Origin of the sequence: Methylosinus sp. Ce-a6 (assembly GCF_009811655.1) — a bacterium.
Classification (GTDB): Bacteria; Pseudomonadota; Alphaproteobacteria; order Rhizobiales; family Beijerinckiaceae; genus Methylosinus.
Window position 1 is genome coordinate 31224 of the sequence record NZ_BGJX01000023.1, and the last position, 21452, is coordinate 52675.

The 21452-nt window shown below is 66.1% G+C and carries 13 protein-coding genes; all 13 read left to right on the forward strand.

Annotated features, from left to right (window positions below):
* Positions 1–32 precede the first annotated feature (32 nt).
* The 13 genes from Mspo_RS14245 to Mspo_RS14305 all read left to right on the forward strand — a co-directional run bounded on the left by Mspo_RS14245 (position 33) and on the right by Mspo_RS14305 (position 20977).
* The gene (locus Mspo_RS14245; protein ID WP_159730831.1) at positions 33–2255 is read left to right on the forward strand and encodes a family 2A encapsulin nanocompartment cargo protein cysteine desulfurase; all 2223 of its coding nucleotides are present in this window, start codon (positions 33–35) and stop codon (positions 2253–2255) included.
* A 145-nt stretch (positions 2256–2400) separates the two neighbouring features.
* On the forward strand, positions 2401–2844 hold the full coding sequence (locus tag Mspo_RS14250) for an Rrf2 family transcriptional regulator (protein ID WP_159730833.1): 444 nt from the start codon (positions 2401–2403) through the stop codon (positions 2842–2844).
* Between the two features lie 263 nt (positions 2845–3107).
* Positions 3108–5438, forward strand: coding sequence for a DUF1549 and DUF1553 domain-containing protein (locus Mspo_RS14255; RefSeq protein WP_159730835.1), 2331 nt, complete (start codon positions 3108–3110; stop codon positions 5436–5438).
* Between the two features lie 40 nt (positions 5439–5478).
* Positions 5479–6933 carry a DUF1501 domain-containing protein gene (locus Mspo_RS14260; RefSeq protein ID WP_159730837.1) on the forward strand — a complete coding sequence of 485 codons (1455 nt, stop codon included), beginning with the start codon at positions 5479–5481 and terminating at the stop codon, positions 6931–6933.
* 138 nt (positions 6934–7071) lie between these two features.
* Positions 7072–7485, forward strand: coding sequence for a hypothetical protein (locus Mspo_RS14265; RefSeq protein ID WP_159730839.1), 414 nt, complete (start codon positions 7072–7074; stop codon positions 7483–7485).
* 23 nt (positions 7486–7508) lie between these two features.
* Positions 7509–8399: a dienelactone hydrolase family protein gene (locus Mspo_RS14270; protein ID WP_159730840.1), complete on the forward strand. Its 891-nt coding sequence runs from the start codon at positions 7509–7511 to the stop codon at positions 8397–8399.
* Positions 8400–8418: 19 nt separating this feature from the next.
* Complete coding sequence (locus Mspo_RS14275) at positions 8419–8976, forward strand: rhodanese-like domain-containing protein (RefSeq protein ID WP_159730842.1); 558 nt, start codon at positions 8419–8421, stop codon at positions 8974–8976.
* 7 nt (positions 8977–8983) lie between these two features.
* On the forward strand, positions 8984–9538 hold the full coding sequence (locus Mspo_RS14280; RefSeq protein WP_159730844.1) for a peroxiredoxin: 555 nt from the start codon (positions 8984–8986) through the stop codon (positions 9536–9538).
* A gap of 30 nt (positions 9539–9568) precedes the next feature.
* Positions 9569–10060, forward strand: coding sequence for a cytochrome c (locus Mspo_RS14285; RefSeq protein ID WP_159730846.1), 492 nt, complete (start codon positions 9569–9571; stop codon positions 10058–10060).
* Positions 10061–10093: 33 nt separating this feature from the next.
* Entirely contained in the window at positions 10094–10837 is a 744-nt protein-coding gene (locus Mspo_RS14290; protein ID WP_159730858.1) for a cytochrome b/b6 domain-containing protein, read from the forward strand.
* A 99-nt stretch (positions 10838–10936) separates the two neighbouring features.
* Positions 10937–11533, forward strand: a complete 597-nt coding sequence (locus Mspo_RS14295) for an invasion associated locus B family protein (RefSeq protein WP_159730848.1) — start codon at positions 10937–10939, stop codon at positions 11531–11533.
* Between the two features lie 269 nt (positions 11534–11802).
* On the forward strand, positions 11803–19383 hold the full coding sequence (locus Mspo_RS14300; RefSeq protein ID WP_159730850.1) for a hypothetical protein: 7581 nt from the start codon (positions 11803–11805) through the stop codon (positions 19381–19383).
* Positions 19384–19579: 196 nt separating this feature from the next.
* Positions 19580–20977, forward strand: a complete 1398-nt coding sequence (locus tag Mspo_RS14305; protein ID WP_159730852.1) for a M48 family metalloprotease — start codon at positions 19580–19582, stop codon at positions 20975–20977.
* Positions 20978–21452 lie beyond the last annotated feature (475 nt).

Genomic DNA, 21452 nt, shown 5'->3' on the forward strand with positions numbered 1-21452 from the left:
GCATTTTCCGAAATGTCCGAGAGAGATCGATCATGTCTTCTGCGCCCTCCAATTCCGCCGTCTTCGGCGCGCCTTCCGAGGAGACGCTGACGCGTCATGGAGCGCCGGCTTTTCCCGATCCGGCCATGATCGCCCGCCTCGCCAACGCATTTTTCCAGGCATCGCCCAATCGATCGCCGGCGACGCTCTCTCCCGACGCGCCCGTCGCGCCGCCGGCCTTGCCCGAGGCGCCGCCGGCCTTGCCCGAGGCGCCGCCGGCCTTGCCCGAGGCGCCGGCGCCTTCCGTCGCCACCTCCGTCGCGCCGCTCGCGCCCGCGCGCCCGCCCATGGGGCCGCCGGACGTCCCACCGACGACCATTCCCTCTATCGCGCCGACGCCCAATCTCTCCGCTCCCTCGGCCCCGGTCGGCTTGCAGCCGGCGGTTCCGCCCTTTGGGCTTTCCGACGTTCCGCAGCCGGGTGCTTCGGCCGGCGCTTTCGAGCCGGGGAATCCGGCCGCGGCGGCGATCGATTATTCCGCCATTTCGAATTCGCTCGCGCAATATGGCGGCGCCTCTCCCGTCCAGGCGCCGGCGCCTTATGGCTCCTATGATCCCGACTCCGCCCCCGGCGGCGTGAAGGCCGCGCCGGCCAATAATCTCTATTTCCTCCGTGAGCGCGCGGTCGCGCCGGAATCCGTTTCGGCGGATGCGCCGCTCTCGCGCGTCGAACGTTATGACGACGTCGCGTCGGCGCCCGCCGTCGCCGCGCCCCGAGCAGCGTCGGAGGGATTCGCCTATTCCGGCCCTTCGCAGGCCGATCCGCATCGTCTCTCCGACGCTTTCTCGCTCGGGACCCCCAATGTCGCTTTGCCCGAGATCTCCGGCCAGGAACGTAGCTTCGCGCCTGGCGCCGCCGGCCCGGCGGCGACCGATTCGCTCTATTTCCTCGACCGCGCCAACGCCGTCCCCGCCGCCCCGACGGCGGCCGCGCAAGAACCTCGAGGCTATGCGCCGGAGCTCGCCGCGAGCGCGCCGGCGAGCCGCGCCGCCTTCGATCCTCACGCGGTGAAGCGCGATTTCCCGATCCTGCAGCAGCAGGTGCATGGCAAGCCGCTCGTTTGGCTCGACAATGCGGCGACGACGCAGAAGCCGCAGTCGGTCATCGACCGACTCGCGCATTTCTACGAATATGAGAACTCCAACATCCATCGCGCCGCCCATGCGCTGGCGGCGCGCTCGACCGACGCCTATGAGGCGGCGCGCGAGAAGGTTCGGCGCTTTCTGAAAGCGCCTTCGGTCGAGGACATCATCTTCGTGCGCGGCGCGACGGAGGCGATCAATCTCGTCGCTCAGGCCTGGGGCCGCCGCAATGTGCGGGCAGGGGACGAGATCGTCGTCTCCTTTCTCGAGCATCACGCCAATATCGTGCCCTGGCAGCAGCTCTGCGCCGAAAAGGGCGCGCGGCTGCGCGTCGCGCCGGTGGACGATCGCGGCCAGATCATCCTCGAGGAATATGAGAAGCTGCTGAACCCGAGGACGCGCATCGTCTCGGTGACGCAGGTCTCCAATGCGCTCGGCACGGTGACGCCGGCGCGCGAGATCACGGCCATGGCGCATCGCCATGGCGCGCGCGTGCTCGTCGACGGCGCGCAATCGGTCTCCCATATGCCGGTCGACGTGCGGTCGCTCGACTGCGACTTCTTCGTCTTCTCGGGCCATAAGGTCTTCGGCCCGACCGGCATTGGCGTCGTCTATGGCAAGGACGAGGTCCTCGCCGACATGGCGCCCTGGCAGGGCGGCGGCAATATGATCGCCGACGTCACCTTCGAGAAGACGATCTATCAGGGCCCGCCGGAGCGCTTCGAGGCGGGCACGGGCAATATCGCCGACGCCGTCGGCCTCGGCGCCGCGCTCGACTATGTCGAATCGATCGGCATGGAGGTCATCGCCCGCTACGAGCACGATCTTCTCCTCTACGCCACCGAGAAGATGCGCATGGTGCCCGGGCTGACATTCATCGGCACGGCGGCGGAGAAGGCGAGCGTGCTCTCCTTTGTGCTCGACGGCCACCGCGCCGAGGATGTCGGCAAGGCGCTGGACCGGGAGGGCATAGCCGTGCGCGCCGGCCATCATTGCGCGCAGCCGATCCTGCGCCGGTTCGGCCTCGAGGCCACGGTGCGTCCGTCGCTCGCCTTCTACAACACCTGCGCCGACGTCGACGCGCTGGTCGCCGCGCTTCTGCGCCTGCAGAGCGGGCGCGTCGGCTTCCCCTGACCGCGCCGTCTCGGCCTATTCGACCGGCTGCTCGTCGAGCGCTTCGATACGGGCGAATAGGAGAAAGCTGCACAAACTCCACTGCCTTTGTTGACTTCCCGCTTCGCCGAAAATAGTCTATCGTTTTTATAGACGGAGTGGCGCGGTGCTGACGAAAAAGGGCAAATACGGCATCAAGGCGATGACGTATCTCGCCCGTTTCGAGCCGGGCCGCACCGTCCCGGTTCAAGAAATCGCCACCACGCAGCGCATCCCGAAGAAGTTTCTCGACGCTATTCTCGGCGAATTGCGCAATCTCGGCTATGTCAGCTCGAAAATGGGCAAGGGCGGCGGCTACATGCTGGCCCGGCCGGCGGAGACGATCACCGTCGGCAATATCATCCGCGCGCTCGACGGACCGCTCGCGCCGCTCCCTTGCGCGAGCAAGACGCGTTACCAGCCCTGCGACGATTGCGTGGATGTGGAGCGTTGCGCCGTGCGCCTCGTGATGCAGGACGCGCAACGCGCGCTGTCGGGCGTGCTCGACAATCGCTCGCTCGCCCATGTGCGCGACCTCGCGGAGAAAGTCCCGCTCTGCTACGAAATTTGACGCGTTTCGCGCCGCGGAGTTTTGCGTGAAGCGCAGCGACGCGCAGCCGCACAATCGCCAGCGAGAACGCGCATCGCCTCCACGACAAGGCGACATTTTTCGATCATAAATCGATCTTCTTTGTAGACTTAATCGATATAGTCGCTTAAAGTTCACCTCCAGCCGCCCGGATGTAGCGCTTTTTGCGCATCTCCCGAGGCGATCGCTTCTCATAAGCATATGACGCCGATGGGCATACAAAAAAACAACGAGGTTGCGGGCACATGACGAAGACCTTGAAACGATCCGTGATCGCGATGATGTTGAGCGCCTCCGCGGCGGCCCTCGCGATCGCCGAAGAACAGAAGGCGCCGGCGGCCGCTCCCGAATCGCCGCGGGCCAGCAAGCCGCATTGGGCCTGGCAGCCGGTCTATCAGCCCTTCGCTCCCAATGTGCAGAACAAGAATTGGGCGCATTCCTCCTTCGACCCCTTCGTGCTGTCGAAGATCGAGGCGCGCGGCCTCGCCCCCGCGCCGGAGTCCGATCGCGCGACCTTCATCCGCCGTGCGACGCTCGACGCCTGGGGCCTGATCCCGACGCCGGAGGAGGTCGCGGCCTTCGAGAGCGACGTGAGCCCGGACGCTTATGAGAAGCTCGTCGACCGTCTGCTCGCTTCGCCGCGCTATGGCGAGCGTCAGGCCCGCTTCTGGCTCGATCTCGCGCGCTACGCGGACAGCGCCGGCTTCCAGAACGACAATGCGCGGCCGAACATGTTTCGCTACCGCGACTATGTGATCAAATCGTTCAACGACGACAAGCCCTATTCGCAATTCATCCGCGAGCAGATCGCCGGCGACGAGATCGCGCCCGGCGATCAGGAGGTGCTGGTCGCGACTGGTTTCCTCGCCGGCTATCCGGACAACAGCAACTCGCGCGATCTGGTGCAGCGCAAATATCAGATCACGACGGACATCGTCGACACGGTCGGCCAGGCGATCCTCGGCGCGACGGTCGGCTGCGCGCGCTGCCACAATCACAAGACCGACAAGTTCACGCAGAAGGATTATTATTCGCTGCAGGCATTCTTCGCCAACACCGCTTTCGACGAGAAGGCTCCGGCCAAGAAGGGCGAGGCGGAGGCCGATTTCCAGAAGGACCAGGCCGTCTACAACGAGGCGACCAAAGCCATTCGCGCGCGCCAGAAGGAGATCATCGACTCCGTTCGCGAGGCTGCGCTGAAATATCACAAAGAGCGCTATCTGACCGACAGCCGCGAAGCGATCTTCAAACCGAAGGAGCAGTGGAACGCGCTCGACCGCTGGGTCAATCATCGTCTCGTGGCGGTGACCGACGATAATGCGCTCGCCGGCTTCCTGCGCTACGCCGCCGACGACAAGAGCGCGCCGGAGCACAGCGCGGAAATCGTCAAAAAGGCCGAGGAATATCAAAAGCTGACGCAGGAGCTGCGCAAGTTCGTCAATCTGCGTCCGACCAAGGGCTCATTGAACTTCACCGCCGCCACCGAGCTCGGCCACAGCGATTCGCCGCCCACGCATATTCTCTTCGTCGGCAATCACGAGAAGCCGCTCGACGAGGTGCAGCCGGCCTTCCCGGAGGGAATTACGAGCGAGCTGCCCGACATCAAGCCGACGGCGACCTCCTCCGGACGTCGCACCGCGCTCGCCGACTGGCTGGTCGGCGAGAAGAATCCGCTCACCGCCCGCGTTTTCGTGAACCGGGCGTGGAACCAATATTTCGGCAAGGGAATCGTCGGCACCGTCAGCGACTTCGGCAAAGCGGGCGACAAGCCGACCAATCAGGAGCTGCTCGACCATCTCGCTTTCACTTTCGTGAAGGACGGATGGAGCGTGAAGAAGCTGCATCGCTCCATTCTGCTCTCGGCGACCTATCGCCAGTCCTCCGACTATCGTGAGGCCGTCGCCAAGGCCGATCCCGAGAACAAGCTGCTCGCCGTCTTCCCGCGCAAGCGCCTCGAGGCCGAGGAGATTCGCGACTCGATCCTCGTCGCCTCCGGCAGGCTGAACGAGCGTGTCGGCGGCCCGAGCGTGTTCCCGCCCATCCCGGCCAATCTCACCGGCGGCGGCAATTTCAATCAGGATCCGGCGTGGATCACCTCGAAGGACCCGCAGGATCATACGCGGCGCAGCCTCTACATCTTCACGCGGCGCAGCCTGCCCTATCCGCTGCTGGAGACCTTCGACATGGCCAATCCGCAGCAGATTCACAGCAAGCGCGATGTGACGACGACGCCGTTGCAGGCGCTCACGCTCTACAACAGCGATCTCGTCTTCCAATGGTCGCAGGCGCTCGCGGGCCGCGTGATCGAGGAGGCGGGCGAGAATGAGGCGGCGCAGCTCGAGAGGCTCTATCTCGTGCTGTTCGGCCGCAAGCCGACCGAACCCGAGGTCAGCGCCCTGCACGCCTTCCTCGAGCAGCATCAGAAGACGATCGTCGCCAAGGCGGAGAACGGCAAGTTCTCGATCGCCGTGCCGGTGACGACCAAAGCGCATTTCACCGATCCGCTGCGCGCATCGGCCTTCGTCGATCTCGTGCACACCGTCGTGAACAGCAACGACTTCGTCTATCGCTTCTAAAAAGAGACAACGGACAATCCGAACCGAGGGGAGCAGGCATATGCTCATCAAGACATCGCGTCGTGAGTGGCTGCGCAGCGCGGCCTATGGAGTCGGCGGTTTCGCCGTGAGTGGAATGATGCCGGGCGGCGGCTGGTTCGGCGCGCCGGACGCCAATGCGGCGGCTTTCGTCGATCCGCTGGCGCCCAAGCAGCCGCATTTCCCGGCAAAGGTGAAATCGGTCATCTGGCTGCATTTGGACGGCGCGCCGAGCACGCTCGATCTCTACGACTACAAGCCCGAGCTCGAGCGTCTGGCCGGGCAGGATATTCCGGCCTCTTTCCTCGAGGGCGTCAAGACCTCGACGCAGGGCGGCGTCGGCAAGCTTTTCGCGACGAAGCGCACATGGAAGCAATATGGCCAGAGCGGCGCTTGGTTCTCCGACCTGCTGCCCAATCTCGCGCAGCAGGCCGACAGACTGACCTTCGTCAAGTCCAGCGTCACCGTCGGCGCGACGCATGATATCTCGATCCTGAAGCTCAACACCGGCGATCTCAGCCCCGGCCGCCCGTCGCTCGGCGCCTGGGTCGCCTATGCGCTCGGCTCGGCCAATCCCGATCTGCCGCCCTATGTCGTGCTCTATGGCGGCCAGCGCGAGCCGCGCGCGGGCTCGGTGAATTGGAGCTCCGGCTTCCTGCCGGCGGTCTATCAGGGCACGGCCTTCCGCCCCGGTCCGCAGCCGATCCTGCATCAGGCGCCGCCGGAGCTGATCGGCCTGAAGCAGCAGCGCGAGAGCCTCGATCTGCTGCATCAGCTCAACGAGATCCGCTCCGCCACGCGGCCCGACGACAGCGAGCTCGCCGCGCGCACCAATTCCTACGATCTCGCCTATCGCATGGAGGCGACGGCGCCCGAGGCGGTCGATCTCTCGAAAGAAACCGAGGCCACCAAGGCGCTCTACGGCCTCGACGACGAGGCGACGCGCGACATGGGCACGGTGCTGTTGCGCGCCCGCCGCCTCGTCGAGCGCAATGTGCGCTTCGTGCATGTGGTGTCCGGCCCGATCTCGGGACTCGGCCAGGCCGACGACGCTAGCTGGGACGCGCATCGCCAGCTCGAGCGCAATCACAGCGCCCATGCGCGCGCGATCGACAAGCCGGTCGCCGGCCTGCTCGCCGATCTCCAGTCGCGCGGCCTCCTCGACGACACGCTGATCGTGTGGACGTCGGAGTTCGGCCGCACGCCCTACGGCCAGAGCGGCGACGGTCGCGACCATAATCCCTGGGGCTATACGCAATGGCTGGCCGGCGGCGGCCTGAAGCATGGCGTCACCTATGGCCGCACCGACGATCTCGGCCTCAAGACAATCGAGAATCCGGTCGACACCTATGACCTTCATGCGACGGTGCTCCAGCTCCTCGGACTGGATCACCTCAAGACGATCTATCTGCGCGCCGGCCGCGCCGAGCGTCCGACGGTGGTCTACGGCAAGGTCGTGAACGACATTCTCGCCTGACGAGTGACGCCGGAGCCGCATGGCTCCGGCGCTTGCCAGAAATTCGGCTCGCGGCGCGGACGAACGCGCCGCGAGAACGACCGGCCGCGCCCGCCGGTCCCTATTCGAAACCTCGAGGCAGGATTGCAAAAAAGCGTCATGAGCCGCACGCCTACATATCGAAATTTCGTCTCGCGTTCCGCCCTATGCGCCGTCCTCGTCGCCACTCCGGCGCTGGCCGCGCTGGACCTGCGCGACTACGACGACGATCTGATGCGCGATCTCGAAAAGACGATCAAATATTTCGAGCCGGACATCACCGCGAGAAATGCGCAGGCCGCCAAGGAGGACGCCGAAGTTCTGCTCGACGGATTCCGCTACACCGAGGATTATTTCGCCAAGAAAGGCAAGGACGACGCCGTGGCGATCTCCCGCGACGGATCGCGGCTCGTCGCCGATGTCGTTCAAAATGTCGAAAAAGGCGATTTCGACGCCGCCGCCGCCTCGGCGCGCGAGGCGACGCAAGTCTGCAAATCCTGCCATGAAATCTACAAACCCCGCCTCGCGCGCTGACAACCCCTCGAGGAAACGCCCCCATGACGCGTAAGACCGCAAACGAGTTCCCGCCCGGAATATTGAAGCTCTTCGATCTCTTCGTGCATGGCGATATCGACCGGCGCGGCTTCGTCGATGGCGCCAAGAAATTCGCCATCGGCGCCGCCGCGGCGACGGCCTTCCTCGAGGAGCTGCTGCCGCGCTTCGCCGAGGCCGAGGTCGTCAAGAAGGACGATCCGCGCATCATCGGCAAGACGCTCGAGGTTCCCTCGCCCGAGGGCAATGGAACGGTGAAGGGCTATTTCGTGCAGCCCGCCAAGACGCAAGGCAAATTGCCGACCGTCCTCGTCATCCACGAGAATCGCGGCCTCAATCCGCACATAGAGGACATCGCCCGCCGCCTCGCGCTCGCCGATTTCGTCGTCTTCGCGCCGGACGCGCTGGCGCCGCTCGGCGGCTATCCCGGCGACGAGGACAAGGCGCGCGAGCTTTTCCCCAAGCTCGATCAGGCGAAGACGCGCAACGATTTCATCGCCGCCTTTGGCGCGCTGAAGAGCTGCCCGATCGGCAATGGCAAGGTCGGCGCGGTCGGCTTCTGCTACGGCGGCGGCGTGGTGAATTTCCTCGCCACCAAGCTGCCCGATCTCGCCGCCGGCGTGCCCTTCTATGGCGCGCAGCCGCCGGCCGAGGAGGTCGTGAAGATCAAAGCGTCGCTGCTCATTCAATACGCCGGCGTCGACGATCGCATCAACGCCGGCTGGCCCGCCTATGAGACCGCGCTGAAAGCCGCGCATGTCGATTATCAGGCCTTCGTCTATCCGGGCGTGCAGCACGGCTTCAACAATGACACGACGCCGCGTTTCGACGCCGCGGCGGCCGAGCTCGCCTGGAAGCGCACCGTCGATTTCTTCAATGCGCGTCTGCGCGCCTGAGAACGGATGAGGAAAAGCCATGAGAGCCACGACGCTCCTTTTCGGCCTCGCGCTCGGCGCGCTTTCGTCGGCGCTTTTCGCCGCCGATGGCGCCGCCCAGCAGGCGCCGGCTCCCGCCGCCCCGGCGGCGCCGGCGCCCGTCACGCCGCAGAATGATCCGGCCTACACCTACAAGACGCTGCGGCTCAACCGCGCCGCCTTCGACGCTCTGCTCGCCAAGCCCGAAGATCTGCTCGTCCTCGACATTCGCCGGCCCGACGAGCTGATCAAGAATGGCGGCTTCCCCGCCTATCTGAGCATTCAGACGAAAGACGTTCAGAAACATCTCTCCTATATCCCGCGCGACCGGCTCATCGTCACCGTCTCCAATCGCGCGCATCGCGCCGGCGCGGTCGGCGATATTCTCGCCGGGCTCGGCTATCGCGTCGTCGGCGCGATCGGCGTGCTCGATTATCAGGACGAGGGCGGGACTCTGACGAAGATCGCGCCGCCGGCGCCCGCCGCTGCGGCCGGCGCTCCCGCGTCTGGCGCTCCGGCCGCCGCTACGTCGGCGGCGACGACAAATGGCGCGAAGTGAGGCGACGATGCGTAAAGTTGCGATCCTCTCCGCTCTCGCGGCCACTCTCGTAGCCGGCCCAGCCTTCGCGGCGTTGAAGACGGGCTCCGACGCGCCGGATTTCACCGCTCCGGCCGCCATCGGCGGGAAGGACTTCGTCTTCTCGCTGGCCGAGGCGCTGAAGAAAGGACCTGTCGTCCTCTATTTCTACCCCAAATCCTTCACGCGCGGCTGCACCATAGAGGCGCATGAATTCGCCGAGAACTTCGACAATTTCTCGGCGGCCGGCGCTTCGCTGATCGGCGTCTCCGCCGACACGATCGCGACGCAGCGCGAATTCTCGACCAAGGAATGCCGCGACAAATTCCCCGTCGCGGCGGACCCCGATCTCTCCGTCATCGACGCCTATGACGCCAAGCGCGACCGTCCGACTCGAGATGGCGACACCGTGTCGGATCGCATCTCCTATGTCGTGACGCCGGACGGAAAGATCGGCTTGACCTATGTGAGCGCCGATCCGATCCAGCATGTCGCAGAAACGCTTCGTTTCGTGCGGCAATGGCGTGAAAGCCGCAAGCGCTGAGATTTCAAAACTCGACATGAAGGAACGATCATGAGTCTGTATTCGATGCGCGCGCGCGCGCTTCTGAGCGGCGCGCTCGTGGCAAGTTGCGTTGCTCTGACCTCCGCCTCGGCGCAGGCGCCCGGTCCCTCGCCGGCGAAAATCGCGGTCGAGAGCCGGCGGGCGGAATTCACGCTCATCGGCAATTTCTTCCGTTGGTTCGGCGGCGTCGCCAGAGGCAATGCGCCTTATGACGAGGCCGAGGCGAAGAAGCGCGCGGCGCGCATCGCTTTCCTCGCCGATCTGCTCGACGAATCCTTCCCGGATATCTCCAATGTCGGCGAGCCGGACAGCAAAGCGAAGCCGGAAATCTGGAAAGAGAAGGCGGAATTCGACAAGAAGCTCGCCAAATTCAAGGAGGACGCCCGCGTCTTCGCCGACACTATCGCCAAGGAGAAGGGCGCGACGGAGGGCTTCAAGACCGCCGTCGCGAATCTCGGCCAGGATTGCAAGGGCTGCCACGACTCCTACAAGGCGAAGTAAATAGGGGCGAGGCGAAATAGCGCGAGACGAATGATGACGGTGATCGACAGGCCGCCCGTAACCGAGGCGGCGACCACGCAATCGAAAGAAAAGCGTCTGGTCTGGGACTTGCCGGTGCGGCTGTTCCATTGGTCGCTCGTCGTCTCCTTCGTCGGCGCCTATGTGACCAACAGGCTCGGCGTCGCCTGGTTCGACTGGCACGTCCGATTCGGTTACGCCGTGCTCGCCCTCGTCCTCTTCCGCATTCTGTGGGGCGTCTTCGGCGCCGAGCATGCGCGGTTCTCGAGCTTTCTGCGACATCCGCGCGAGGCGTGGCTCTATGCGCGGCGTCTCCTGCGCGGAGAGGCTCCGCGCTACGCCGGGCACAATCCGCTCGGCGCGATCATGGTCGTCGCTCTGCTCCTCGGCCTCTCGTCGCAGGCGATCATGGGACTCTTCGCCAATGACGAGATTTTCAACGCCGGTCCTTTCGCCGGCGCGGTGAGCAAGGAGGCGAGCCTCCTGCTCACCTCGCTGCACAAGAGGGGCTTCTATGTGCTGGCGGCCGCCGTCTTCGTCCATATCGTCGCGGTGATCGCCTATGTCACGGTGAAGCGTGAGGATCTTCTTCGCGCGATGGTCACCGGGCGCAAGAGCGCCGCGGCCGTCCATCCGAAGGACGAAATCGCCTCGTCTCGCCTGCCGCTGGCCGCGACTCTGTTCGTCCTCGTCGTGGTCGCGCTCGCCGTGCTGACCTCCCTCGTCCCGGTGGACGCCGCCGGCGGCGACGCCTTCTGAAAGGACTGGGTCCTTCGCCGCGCTTGAGGCGCCGCGACGGCTGGGCTACGTAAGGAGCCGTAACGGGCATTCGATCGTCGCCGCTCGCCGAGGCTCCTCATGGCTCGCCTTACCGCACTCGCCGTTTTTCTCCTTTTGCCGCTTTTGCCGCAATTTTCGGTCGCCCACGCGGTGGAGCGGCCCGCGGCCCATGGGGCGGCGGTCGCCAAACCCGGCGCCGCCAAGCCCGCGGCCGGCTCGACGACGGCGCCGGCGCCCCGCGTGTTCGGCGACTGGCAATTGCGCTGCGTCGCCGCGAGCGAGCAGCAGCCGGCGCATCGCAGCTGCGAGATCCTGCAATCCGTCCTCGCGAAGGACAAGAGCGCGACGATCGCCGAGATCGCCTTCGGCAAGCCCGACGCGACCGATTCCCTATCCATGACGATCGTTGTGCCGGTCAATGTCGCTTTTCACGCGGTTCCGCGCGTGACGACGAGCGACGCGGATCGCCAGCCGTTCGAGCTCGCCTGGCGGCGTTGCGCGCCGGCCGGATGTTTCGCGAGCGCCGCTCTCGCCGATCAGACGCTCGCTCGCTGGCGCGCCTATGACGGCATGGGCAGCATCGCCTTCAAGGCCGCCTCCGGACAGGACGCGGCGCTGCCGGTGTCTTTTCACGGCCTCGCGCAGGCGCTGGACGCTCTCGCGCGCGAGCGTTGACGAAATGTGGCAATATTGACACACAAATAGAAATTTGCCGCGCGCCAGACATCGGGCGGAAGCGTAGCGAAATACTTAAGCGGTTCACTTAGCGGGATTTTCCGCTTTGCTGTCGCCATGCCTGCGTCCGCGCTCGCCACAGCTGTGGCCTTGCCGGCATTCCCGATCGAAAATACAACCGAAAGCCGTGCAGAAATACGCGAGTCGGCTCCAGTCGGCCGGCTTCCGGCGGGATTTTGTCGTTGATTGCTGTGTTCTGGAGACTATGAATGATCCGTCCGTCCGGCCGCCCGAATAATTGGGCCCCTCATACCGTCTCCTCTCCTCGTTCGGCGGACTCCGCGCATCGGCGAGGCCTTCTGCTCGGCGCTTCAGCGATCAGCATCGCCCTTTCCTTCGGTCTTTCGGGACCTGCTATCGCGCAGCAGGCCGGCGGCGCAGGCGGCAATCCGGGCGGCGGCGCGGCGGGAACGACCAATAGCGCCGGCGTCGGCTCGGCGGGCGGCGATGCGACCAACGCCGTCGGCGGCGGCGGCGGCGGCGTCAATGCGGCCGGCGGCGCGGGCGGCGGCGGCGCGGCGGGCGGAACGGCTCCGGGCGGCGCCGGAACCAATGGCGCGGCCAATCAGGGCGGCGGCGGCGGCGCGGGCGCGGCGCCGCTCTTCACTCTCTCCAATGCGACCGTGATTGCGAACACGACCGGCGCCGCCGGGGGCGCCGGCGGCGCCGGTGGTTCGGGAACGGGCTCGGGCGGCGGCGGCGGCGCGGGCGGCAATATCGTCAATGTGACCGGCGCGGCCTTCCCCAGCGGCGTCAACGCTGGCGTGACAGCGACGGGCGGGGCCGGCGGAGCGGGCGGCTCGGCGACCGGAACCTCCGGCAATGGCGGCGCGGGCGGCGGCGGCGGCTCGGTCTTCCTGTTCACTGGCTCTGGAGCCGATGTGAACATCAATGGCGCGGCCGTCGGCGGCGCGGGCGGCGCCGGCGGAAACAGCGGCTCTCTCTTCGGCAATGGCGGCGCGGGCGGCGCGGGCGGCGCGGCTATTTTCGCCGTAGGCGCGCTGGGGACCTTGACCAACGCCGGCGCGATCACGGGCGGCGCGGGCGGCGTCGGCGGGACCACCGCGACCGGCGTCGGCGGCGCTGGCGGAGCCGGCGGGGTCGGCGTCTCGGCGAACGCCGGCGGAACGATCGTCAATTCCACGACGATAACCGGCGGCGCGGGCGGCGCCGGAGGCAGCGGCGCGGCCGCGGGCAATGGCGGAGCCGCCGTCTTCGGCTCCGGCCTGACGATCGTCAATTCCGGCTCGATCATCGGCGGCGCCGCGGGCGGAGCGGGCGGCTCGGCCGGCCCCGCGCTCGATCTCTCGGGCGCCAATCGATTGACGACGCTCGGAGCCGGAAGCCTCAGCGGCGACATTCGCGCCAATGGCGGAACGCTGACGCTCGACCAGACGACCGCCGGCGCCGGGGCGACTTATGCGAACAGGATCGTCGACACGGGCGGCAGTCTCAATGTCGTCGTCGACGCCGGCGCGAATGCGGTGACGCTGAGCAACGCCGCCAATAATCAGTTCCAGACCCAGGTGAGGAGCGGCGCGCTCTCCATCACCAATGCGGGCGCTCTCGGCGGCGGCGACGTCACGCTCGCCGCAGGCGGCGCGACGCAACCCGTTTTCCAGCTCGCGGCGGGCGCCGGCGCGCAAACTCTCACTCAGAATTTCACCATTGCCGCCGGCGTCTCGGGAACGATCGGCGCCGGCGCCGGCTCGACCCTGACGCTCGCGCCCGGAGCCGGCAAGTCGCTGAACTTCAATGGCGGGGCGGGAACGACGCTTCATTTCGGGTCCGCGGTCGCCACGGGAACCGTGGTTCTGGCGCCGAGTTCCTCCCCCGTCGGCTCCAATCCGGGCGCGGCCTCGGTGGACGGAGGGACGCTGCGCCTCGGCAATGCGGCTGGCGCCGGCGTGGTCACCGCGATTCAGGGCGGGCTCACCGTCGGCAAGGACGCGACAACCGCCACGCTCGACGCCAATGGCTTCGGTTTCACGGCCAATAATCTGAGCGGCTCGGCAGGCGGCGTCATCACCAATAACGGCGCCGGCCCCGTGACCGTCACGGCCCGCAACACCGCCGGCACCACTTATTCCGGCGCGATCAAGGACGGCGCCGGCAAGGTCGCGCTCGACGTCCAGAGCGCGGGCGGCGTGCTGACGCTCGCCGGTGCGAACACTTATACCGGCGCGACCACTGTCGGAACCGGCAATACCTTGCGGGCCGGCGCCGACAACGCCTTCAGCCGGGGCAGCGCGACGACGGTCGGCGGAACGCTCGATCTCGGCGGCAGACCGCAGAATATCGACACGGTCGATCTCGCCGGCGGCCGCATTCGCAATGGCCGTCTGACCAGCGCCAATGGAATTGCGTCCACGGGCGGCGTCGTCGAGAGCATCTCCGGCTACACCGGGTTGACGACGACAACCGGCACGACCAAGCTCGACGGATTCAATTCTTATTCGGGCGCCACGATAGTCAATGGCGGGACGTTGCAATTGATCAGCGACACCGGCCTCAGCGGCCTGAGCGCGCTGACGGTCAACGCCGGGGGAACTTTCGATCTCAATGGCCGCAATGCCGTTGTCGCCGGCATAGGCGGGACGGGAACCGTCACCACCAATGGCGGCGCATCGACGCTGACCTTCAGCCTGCTGACGGACTCGACCTTCGCCGGCGTGATGCGCGATGGCTCACTCCCCGCCAACCAATTGTCCGTCGAGGTCTCCGGCGGAAATACGCTGACGGTCACGGGGCAGAACATCTATTCCGGCACGACGCAGATCGACGCCAATTCCGGCCTCACCGTCGCGGCGGGCGGCGCGATCGGCAACGCCGTCAATCCCGCGGGCGCGATCAATGTCGATGGAGCGCTGACCATCGAGAACGGCGGCTCCGTCGATACGGGCGCCAATAATCTCACCAATCAGGGCGTCCTCACCATAGAGGCGGGCGGCCGTCTCACCGACGATCTCATCAATAATGGCGTGGTCAATAACGCCGGCTTCGTGACAGCCAATCTCCAGAACAATGCGCCGGGCGTCGTCACCAATCAGGGCCCGACCGGCATCTGGCAGGGCAATGTCGTCGTGAACAGCGGCACGATCGTCAATGAGGCGGGCGCCAATTGGATCGGCAATGTCAACGCCGGCGCGAATACGGGAACGATCGACAATCGCGGCGTCTGGACCGGCAATATCGGCAATAATCTCGGCTTGCTCGGCAACAGCGGAACGATCACCGGAACGGTGACCAATTCCGGGACGTTCGGCAATCTCGCGGGCGGCGTCGTCTCGGGTCTCGTCACCCAGGCGGCCGGAACGACGACCAACGCCGGCAGCCTCATCGGCGGCGCGACGGTCACTGGCGGTCTGCTGACCAATAATAATCAGATCGTCGGAGCCGTCGCCGTCACCGGCGGCCGGCTCGACAATAATGCGACGATCTCCGGCGCGGTCGACAATTCGGCGATTTTCAACAATAACGCCGGCGGCAATGTCACCGGCGGGCTGAAAACCTCCGGAACGGCGACCAACGCCCAAGGCGCGACGATCAGCGGCGGCGTCAATATCGTCAGCGGCGGCGCGTTCACCACTCTCGGCGTGGTCAATGGCGGGCTCGTCAATTCCGGAACGACCAATGCGCAGGGCACGATCAACGGCGTCGTGCAGAATCTCGCCGGCTCTTTCACCGTCACCGGCAATCTGAGGACGGATGCGGTGCAGAACTCCGCGGGCGCGACCGTCGATGTCACCGCGGGCACGACGACCGGCGCCGCCGGCGTATTGTCCGTCACCAACGCCGGCAATCTCTTCGTGCGCAATGGCGCGACGCTCACCGCGCTCGGCGGCGTGACCAATTCTGGCGCGATCACCGTCGAGCTGGGCGGCACGGTCAATGACGCGCTCACCAATACGGGCGTGGTGAACAATTTCGGCGTCTATAATGGCGATCTCATCAATTCCGGCGCCGCGGCGGTCGTGACCAACAAATCGACGGGCGTGTGGACCGGCAATGTGCTGTCGAACACGACCGGCGCGCAGGTCGTCAATCAGGGCTCCTGGGTCGGCGACGCCTCCAATGCGAGCGGGAGGATCGACAATCAGGCGAGCTGGACCGGCGCGGTGAACAATGGCGCCGGCGGAACATTCGCGAACTCGACCGCCGCCTCCACGCTCTCCGGCCTGCTGATGACGTCGGGAACGGCGACCAACGCCGGCACGCTGAACGGCGGCGCGCTCGTGCTCGGCGGAACGCTGAATTCGAGCGGAACGATCAACAATGGCGCGACCGTCAACGCCGGAACGCTGACGACGACCGGAACCGTCAATGGCGGCTTGGTCAATGGAGTCGCCGGAACGGTCTTCGCCTCGGGCGCGATCAATGGACAGATCGACAATAGCGGCCAATTCACGCTGAACGGCGCGCTCACGAACAACGGGTCGACGGTCAACAACAACGCCGGCGCGACGCTCGCCGTCAACGCGTTCAATTTCACCAATATAGGCGCGCTCAACAATAATGGCGCGATCGCCATCGCCGGCGGCGCGCTCGCCGTGAATGGAACGCTCACTCAGGCCGCCGGCTCGATCCAGAACATCGGCGGCACGATCACGGCCAATGCGATCAACGAGACCGGCGGCCTCATCACCAACAGCGGGGTCGTCAACGCGACGTCCTTCGCGGTCAATGGCGGCGTTCTGACGAACAACGCCGGCGGTCTGGTGACGACGAATGCGCTCGCCATCGGCGCCGGCGGCACGGTCGGCAATAATGCGACGATCACATCGGCCACGACGATCCAGAACGTCGGCCTCGTCAACAACAACAATGGCGGAACGCTGAACGGCGGCCTCGATAATAAGGGGACCTTCAACAATAACGCCGGCGCGATCCTCAATAACGGCCTGATCAATAGCGCGACGGCGACCAATGGCGGGACCATCAATGGAGGGGTGCTCAATAGCGGCTCCTTCGCGACGACCGGCGCCGTCAACGGCGGGCTGACCAACGCCGCGGCGGGCGTGGTGACAGCCGCCGGCTCGATCGCCGGCGGCGTGACCAACGCCGGCTCCTTCACCGTGACCGGCGCGCTCGCCAATGGCGGCGGCAATTTCGCCAATAACGGCGTCGGCACGCTCGTCGTTCAGGGCGGCGACTACACGAACGTCGGGACTCTGACGAACAGCTCGACGGCGGCGACCGGCGTGTCCGTCTCCGCGGGACGCACGCTCTCGGCGACCAATGTGACGAACGTCGCCGGCGCGACCATCGCCAATTTCGGCGCCTTGGTCTCGGCCAACGCCATTCAGAACCTTGGAACTTTCAACAATTCCGGCGCGGTCGCGGGCAGCCTCAATAATCTCGGCGCCTTCACTCAGCTCACCGGCGGCTCGCTGACCGGGGGCTTGGCGAATAGCGGAACGGCCAATGTGAGAGGCTCGCTCGCCGGCGGCGTGACCAACACCGGCTCCTTCACCGTCACCGGAGCGCTGGTCAACAATGGCGGCAATTTCGCCAATAATGGCGCGGGAACGCTTGTCGTCGCCGGCGGCGACTACGCCAATATCGGCGCGCTGACCAACAGCTCCACGGCGGCGACCGGCGTCGCCATCTCCGCGGGCCGGACGCTCAGCGCGGCGGGCGTGACCAACAACGCCGGCGCGATCATCGTCAACAGCGGGACGCTCGCCTCGACCGGCGGCGCCGTTCAGAACGCCGGAACGCTGATCACGACGGGCGCGCTCACCGGCGGTCTCAATAACAGCGGCGTGGCCAATGCGGCGGGCTCCATCGCCGGCGGCGTGGCCAACACCGGCGCATTCACCGTGACCGGCGCGCTGACCAATGGCGGCGCCGATTTCGCCAATAATGGCGCGGGAACGCTGATCGTCTCCGGCGGCGATTATGCGACTATCGGCGCTCTGACCAATAGCTCGACCGCGGCGGTCGGCGTGTCGATCGCCTCCGGACGGACGCTCTCGGCGACGAGCGCGACGAACAATGCCGGCTCGACGCTCACCATTTCCGGCGGCGCGCTGCAGACGACGAATGGCCTGGTGAATCAGGGAAGGGTGAACGGCGCCGGCGCCATAGGCGGCGGGGTGACGAACACCGGGACATTCACGGTGACCGGCGCGCTCGACAATGGCGGCGGCAATTTCGCCAATAACGGCAATGGCGCCCTCCTCGTCGACGCCGGCAATTACGCCAATATCGGCGTGCTGACGAACAGCTCGCTGGGCGATCCCACCGCCGGCGCGCAGTTCCAGGGCATAGGCGTCTCGCTCGCTCATGGCCGCACGCTCGGCGCGACGAGCGTCGTGAATAATGCGACGATCGCGCTCGGCGATCGGACGACGAGCTCGACGGTCAATGCGACCATCGCCGGCAATCTCACCAATAATGGAACGCTCGATCTCGCCGCGGCCAATCAGGTCGTGGCGAATGGCGCGACCGCGGCCGCTCTCGCCAATTCGCTCACCGTCAACGGCAGTTACACGGGCGGCGGCGTGCTGAATGTGGCGGCGCGCTTCGCCGATCTCGGCGGACAGCGGGCGGGCGAGCTGCTGGTGAACGGCGCCGGCGGCGGCAATGCGACGACGGTGATCGTCAATCCGTTCCAGAATGCGACCGGCTTCTTCGGCAGCCCGATCCTCATCGCCAGGACCGATCCGGGTTCGACATCGACCTTCGTGCTCGGCAACGCCAACACGTCGGTCGGCTCCGCGCAGGCGCTCAACACCGGCCTTGTCAGCTTCAGCCTGCAGGAGCTCAACGCCGGCCAATGGTATCTGGTGCCCAATCTCGACACCGGATCATTGTCCGCGGTCGGCGGCAGCATCGCTTCGGCGATCGCCTCCGCCACCACCGGCTTCTTCCAGAGCGCCTCGGCCTTCGTGCAGTCGCGGCCGGACAGCAAGCCGAACGCCGTCGACTTCGGTCTTTGGTCGCGCGCCGCCGTCGGCCGCTCCGATCTCGCGAGCTCCTCCAGCGCGCCGTCGCCGTCGGGCGCCCCGTCGGTCAGCAATGAGAAGACCCGCACGCTCTACAGCGGCTACCAAGCCGGCCTCGACGCCTCGCTCTCCAACATCGAGAACACGCAGATCAACGTCCATGGCGGCGTCATGGCGGGCCAATATCTCTCCAACTCCTTCGAGCTGCTCGGCTCCGGCACGAAGACCCGATTCGACGTGCCCTTCGTCGGCGTCTATGCGGTCGCGACCGGCTTCGGCTTCTTCGCCGACGTCCAGTTCCGTCATGATTTCTGGAACGCCGACATCACCAATTATCGCGCGGGCCTCAACGAAAGCCCGCTCCAGGGCCGCGGCTGGGCGGGCTCCGCCTCGCTCGGCTATCATTGGGATCTGCCCAATGACTGGTTCATCGAGCCTTCCGCCGCGATCAATGTCACCAGCGTCGATTTCGACCGGCTGCAGGTCGCGGCCGGGACGACCCCGGCCTATCTCGTCCTCGAAACGGTGCGGTCGACGCTCGGCCGCATCGGCCTGCGGGCGGGCACGTCCTTCGTCGTCGAGAATAAATTCGCCTTCCAACCCTTCGCCTCGGTCAGCGGCTGGAACGAATTCGAGACCAATCTGAAGGAGAGCTTCCAGCAGAACGTCACCTATGTGCCGATCACCGTGTCGCGCTCCGGCGCTTTCGCGCAATTCGGCCTCGGCGTTTCGGCGCAGATCATCGATACGGGCTGGGTCGGCTTCCTGCGCGGCGATTATCGCACCGGCGAGAAGCTGAGCGGCGCGGCGCTCAACGGCGGCGTGTCCTACCGCTTCTGAGCGGCCTCGCCGTTTTTTGGAGGCGGAAGCGAGCGCTTCCGCCTTTGCAGCCGAGGTGGACGCCGGTTCGGCGTCGGAAGCGCGTCGAAACAAAAGCCGAGAAAACCCTTCGGCGCGCCGCCGACCGAGCCGGGGCGTCGAACCCCTTGCGGCGAAAGTTTGCTTTCCGCTCCCGGTTCCGCCACTCTCCCACGCCATGGATCGCAAATGCGACAAGCGGCGGCCGCTTCTCGCCGCCCTCTTGACCTTCGCTCTCTGCGCGCCGGCGCGCGGGGAGGATGACGGGCCGCGCGTATCGATCATCCGGGACGCGGAGATCGAGCAATTGCTGCGCGACTACACCGCGCCTGTCTTCAAGGCGGCAGGACTCCACACCGGCGCCGCCAAGATCATTCTGGTCAATGATCGTTCCTTCAACGCTTTCGTCGCCGACGGGCAGAAGATCTTCGTCAATACGGGCGCGCTGATGGAGGCGAAGACGCCCAATGAGATCATCGGCGTTCTGGCGCATGAGACCGGCCATATCGCCGGCGGTCATCTCGCGCGCGGGCGGCAGGAGCTCGCCAAGGCGACGATCCTCTCCGTCGCCGGAATGCTGGCGAGCGCCGGCGCCATGGTGGCCGCGCGCGGCGCCTTCAACCGCCGCGACGGGCAGGTCGGCATGGATTCGGCCGGCGCGGCGGGCATATTGCTCGGGCCGCAGGAGGCGGTGAAGCGCTCGCTGCTCGCCTATCAGCGCGGCGAGGAGCAGGCCGCCGACCGCATGGCGGTGCGCTTCCTCACGACGACGCGCCAATCCGCCAAGGGAATGCTCGAGGTGTTCAACCGCTTCGCCAGCGAGTCGCTGTTCAAGACGACGGCGATCGACCCCTATCTGCAATCGCATCCGCTGCCCAATGAGCGCATCTCCAATCTCGATCAGGCGGCCAAGCAATCGCCCTATTTCGACGTTGCGGATTCGCCCGCCTTGCAGGCGCGCCACGATCTGATGCGCGCCAAGCTCGTCGGCTTCATGGGGAGCTCGAGCGAAGTGGCGCGGCGCTATTCCGTTTCCGATCTCTCTCTGCCGGCGCGCTATGCGCGCGTCATCGCCGACAATCGTTTCGGCCGGCTGGACGAGGCGCTGCGCGGCGCCGACGCGCTCGTGGCCGCCGATCCGAAGAATCCTTATTTTTGGGAGCTGAAGGGCCAAATTCTGCTGGAGGCCGGCCGCGCCAATCAGGCGATCGCGCCGCTGCGCAAGGCGGCCGCCATCGCCGGGCCGGGGGCCACGCCGATCCGCGTGCTGCTCGGCCATGCGCTCGTCTCCGCCGACGATCCCAAGCTGCTCGATGAGGCGGTGAGCGTGCTCGCCAACGCCACGCAGCGCGACGAGGACAGTCCGGACGCCTGGGAGTTCCTGTCGATGGCCTATTTTCGCAAGGGCGAGAACGCCAAGGCGCAGCTCGCGGCGGCGGAAGGGCTGCTCGTCGCCGGCAAATATGTGGAGGCGCGCACACAAGCGACGCGCGCCCAGGCGCAGTTCAAGGAAGGCACGCAAGGCTGGCTGAAGGCCGATGATATTCTGACCTATCGGCCGCCGGGGAGCGAGTGAGGCTCCGCGCGGAGCGCGGGACGAGACCCGCCCGTCGTCGCCAATGAAACGACGACGCGACGGCAACTGTCATTCCCGACGTTCGCGCGAGCCGAGCGATCGGGAATCCAGAGCAACAGGCGGAGTTTTCGTGTCGTTGTTCTGGATTCCCGGTCAGGGCCTTCGGCCTGCCAGGAATGACGACGCCCTTTTCGCTCAGGCGACGCAAGCGCGCTAGTGGCTTGCGTCAATGAAAGTGAAGATGCTCTAGCCCCCTCCCCAGCCCTCTCCCGCTGCGCGGGAGAGGGAGCAGATTCGGCGCTTCATCGAGAATACGCGAAACGTCGACGCCGCCTTTCCCGCGCAGCGCACGGCTGTCCGGGGAAAATCAGGCATAGTGGAGTTCCAGCTGGTCTGGGGATTTCCATCGGCTCGGGACGAGGTATTTGGGCGGCGGCTCGTCGAGGAGCGCGATGGGTCGGCGGGCGAAGAGGAA

Coding starts and splice junctions, on each gene's coding strand:
- Mspo_RS14245 (WP_159730831.1), top strand. CDS start 33: ATGTCTTCTGCGCCCTCCAATTCCGCCGTCTTCGGCGCGCCTTCCGAG.
- Mspo_RS14255 (WP_159730835.1), top strand. CDS start 3,108: ATGACGAAGACCTTGAAACGATCCGTGATCGCGATGATGTTGAGCGCC.
- Mspo_RS14260 (WP_159730837.1), top strand. CDS start 5,479: ATGCTCATCAAGACATCGCGTCGTGAGTGGCTGCGCAGCGCGGCCTAT.
- Mspo_RS14265 (WP_159730839.1), top strand. CDS start 7,072: ATGAGCCGCACGCCTACATATCGAAATTTCGTCTCGCGTTCCGCCCTA.
- Mspo_RS14270 (WP_159730840.1), top strand. CDS start 7,509: ATGACGCGTAAGACCGCAAACGAGTTCCCGCCCGGAATATTGAAGCTC.
- Mspo_RS14275 (WP_159730842.1), top strand. CDS start 8,419: ATGAGAGCCACGACGCTCCTTTTCGGCCTCGCGCTCGGCGCGCTTTCG.
- Mspo_RS14280 (WP_159730844.1), top strand. CDS start 8,984: ATGCGTAAAGTTGCGATCCTCTCCGCTCTCGCGGCCACTCTCGTAGCC.
- Mspo_RS14285 (WP_159730846.1), top strand. CDS start 9,569: ATGAGTCTGTATTCGATGCGCGCGCGCGCGCTTCTGAGCGGCGCGCTC.
- Mspo_RS14290 (WP_159730858.1), top strand. CDS start 10,094: ATGACGGTGATCGACAGGCCGCCCGTAACCGAGGCGGCGACCACGCAA.
- Mspo_RS14295 (WP_159730848.1), top strand. CDS start 10,937: ATGGCTCGCCTTACCGCACTCGCCGTTTTTCTCCTTTTGCCGCTTTTG.
- Mspo_RS14300 (WP_159730850.1), top strand. CDS start 11,803: ATGATCCGTCCGTCCGGCCGCCCGAATAATTGGGCCCCTCATACCGTC.
- Mspo_RS14305 (WP_159730852.1), top strand. CDS start 19,580: ATGGATCGCAAATGCGACAAGCGGCGGCCGCTTCTCGCCGCCCTCTTG.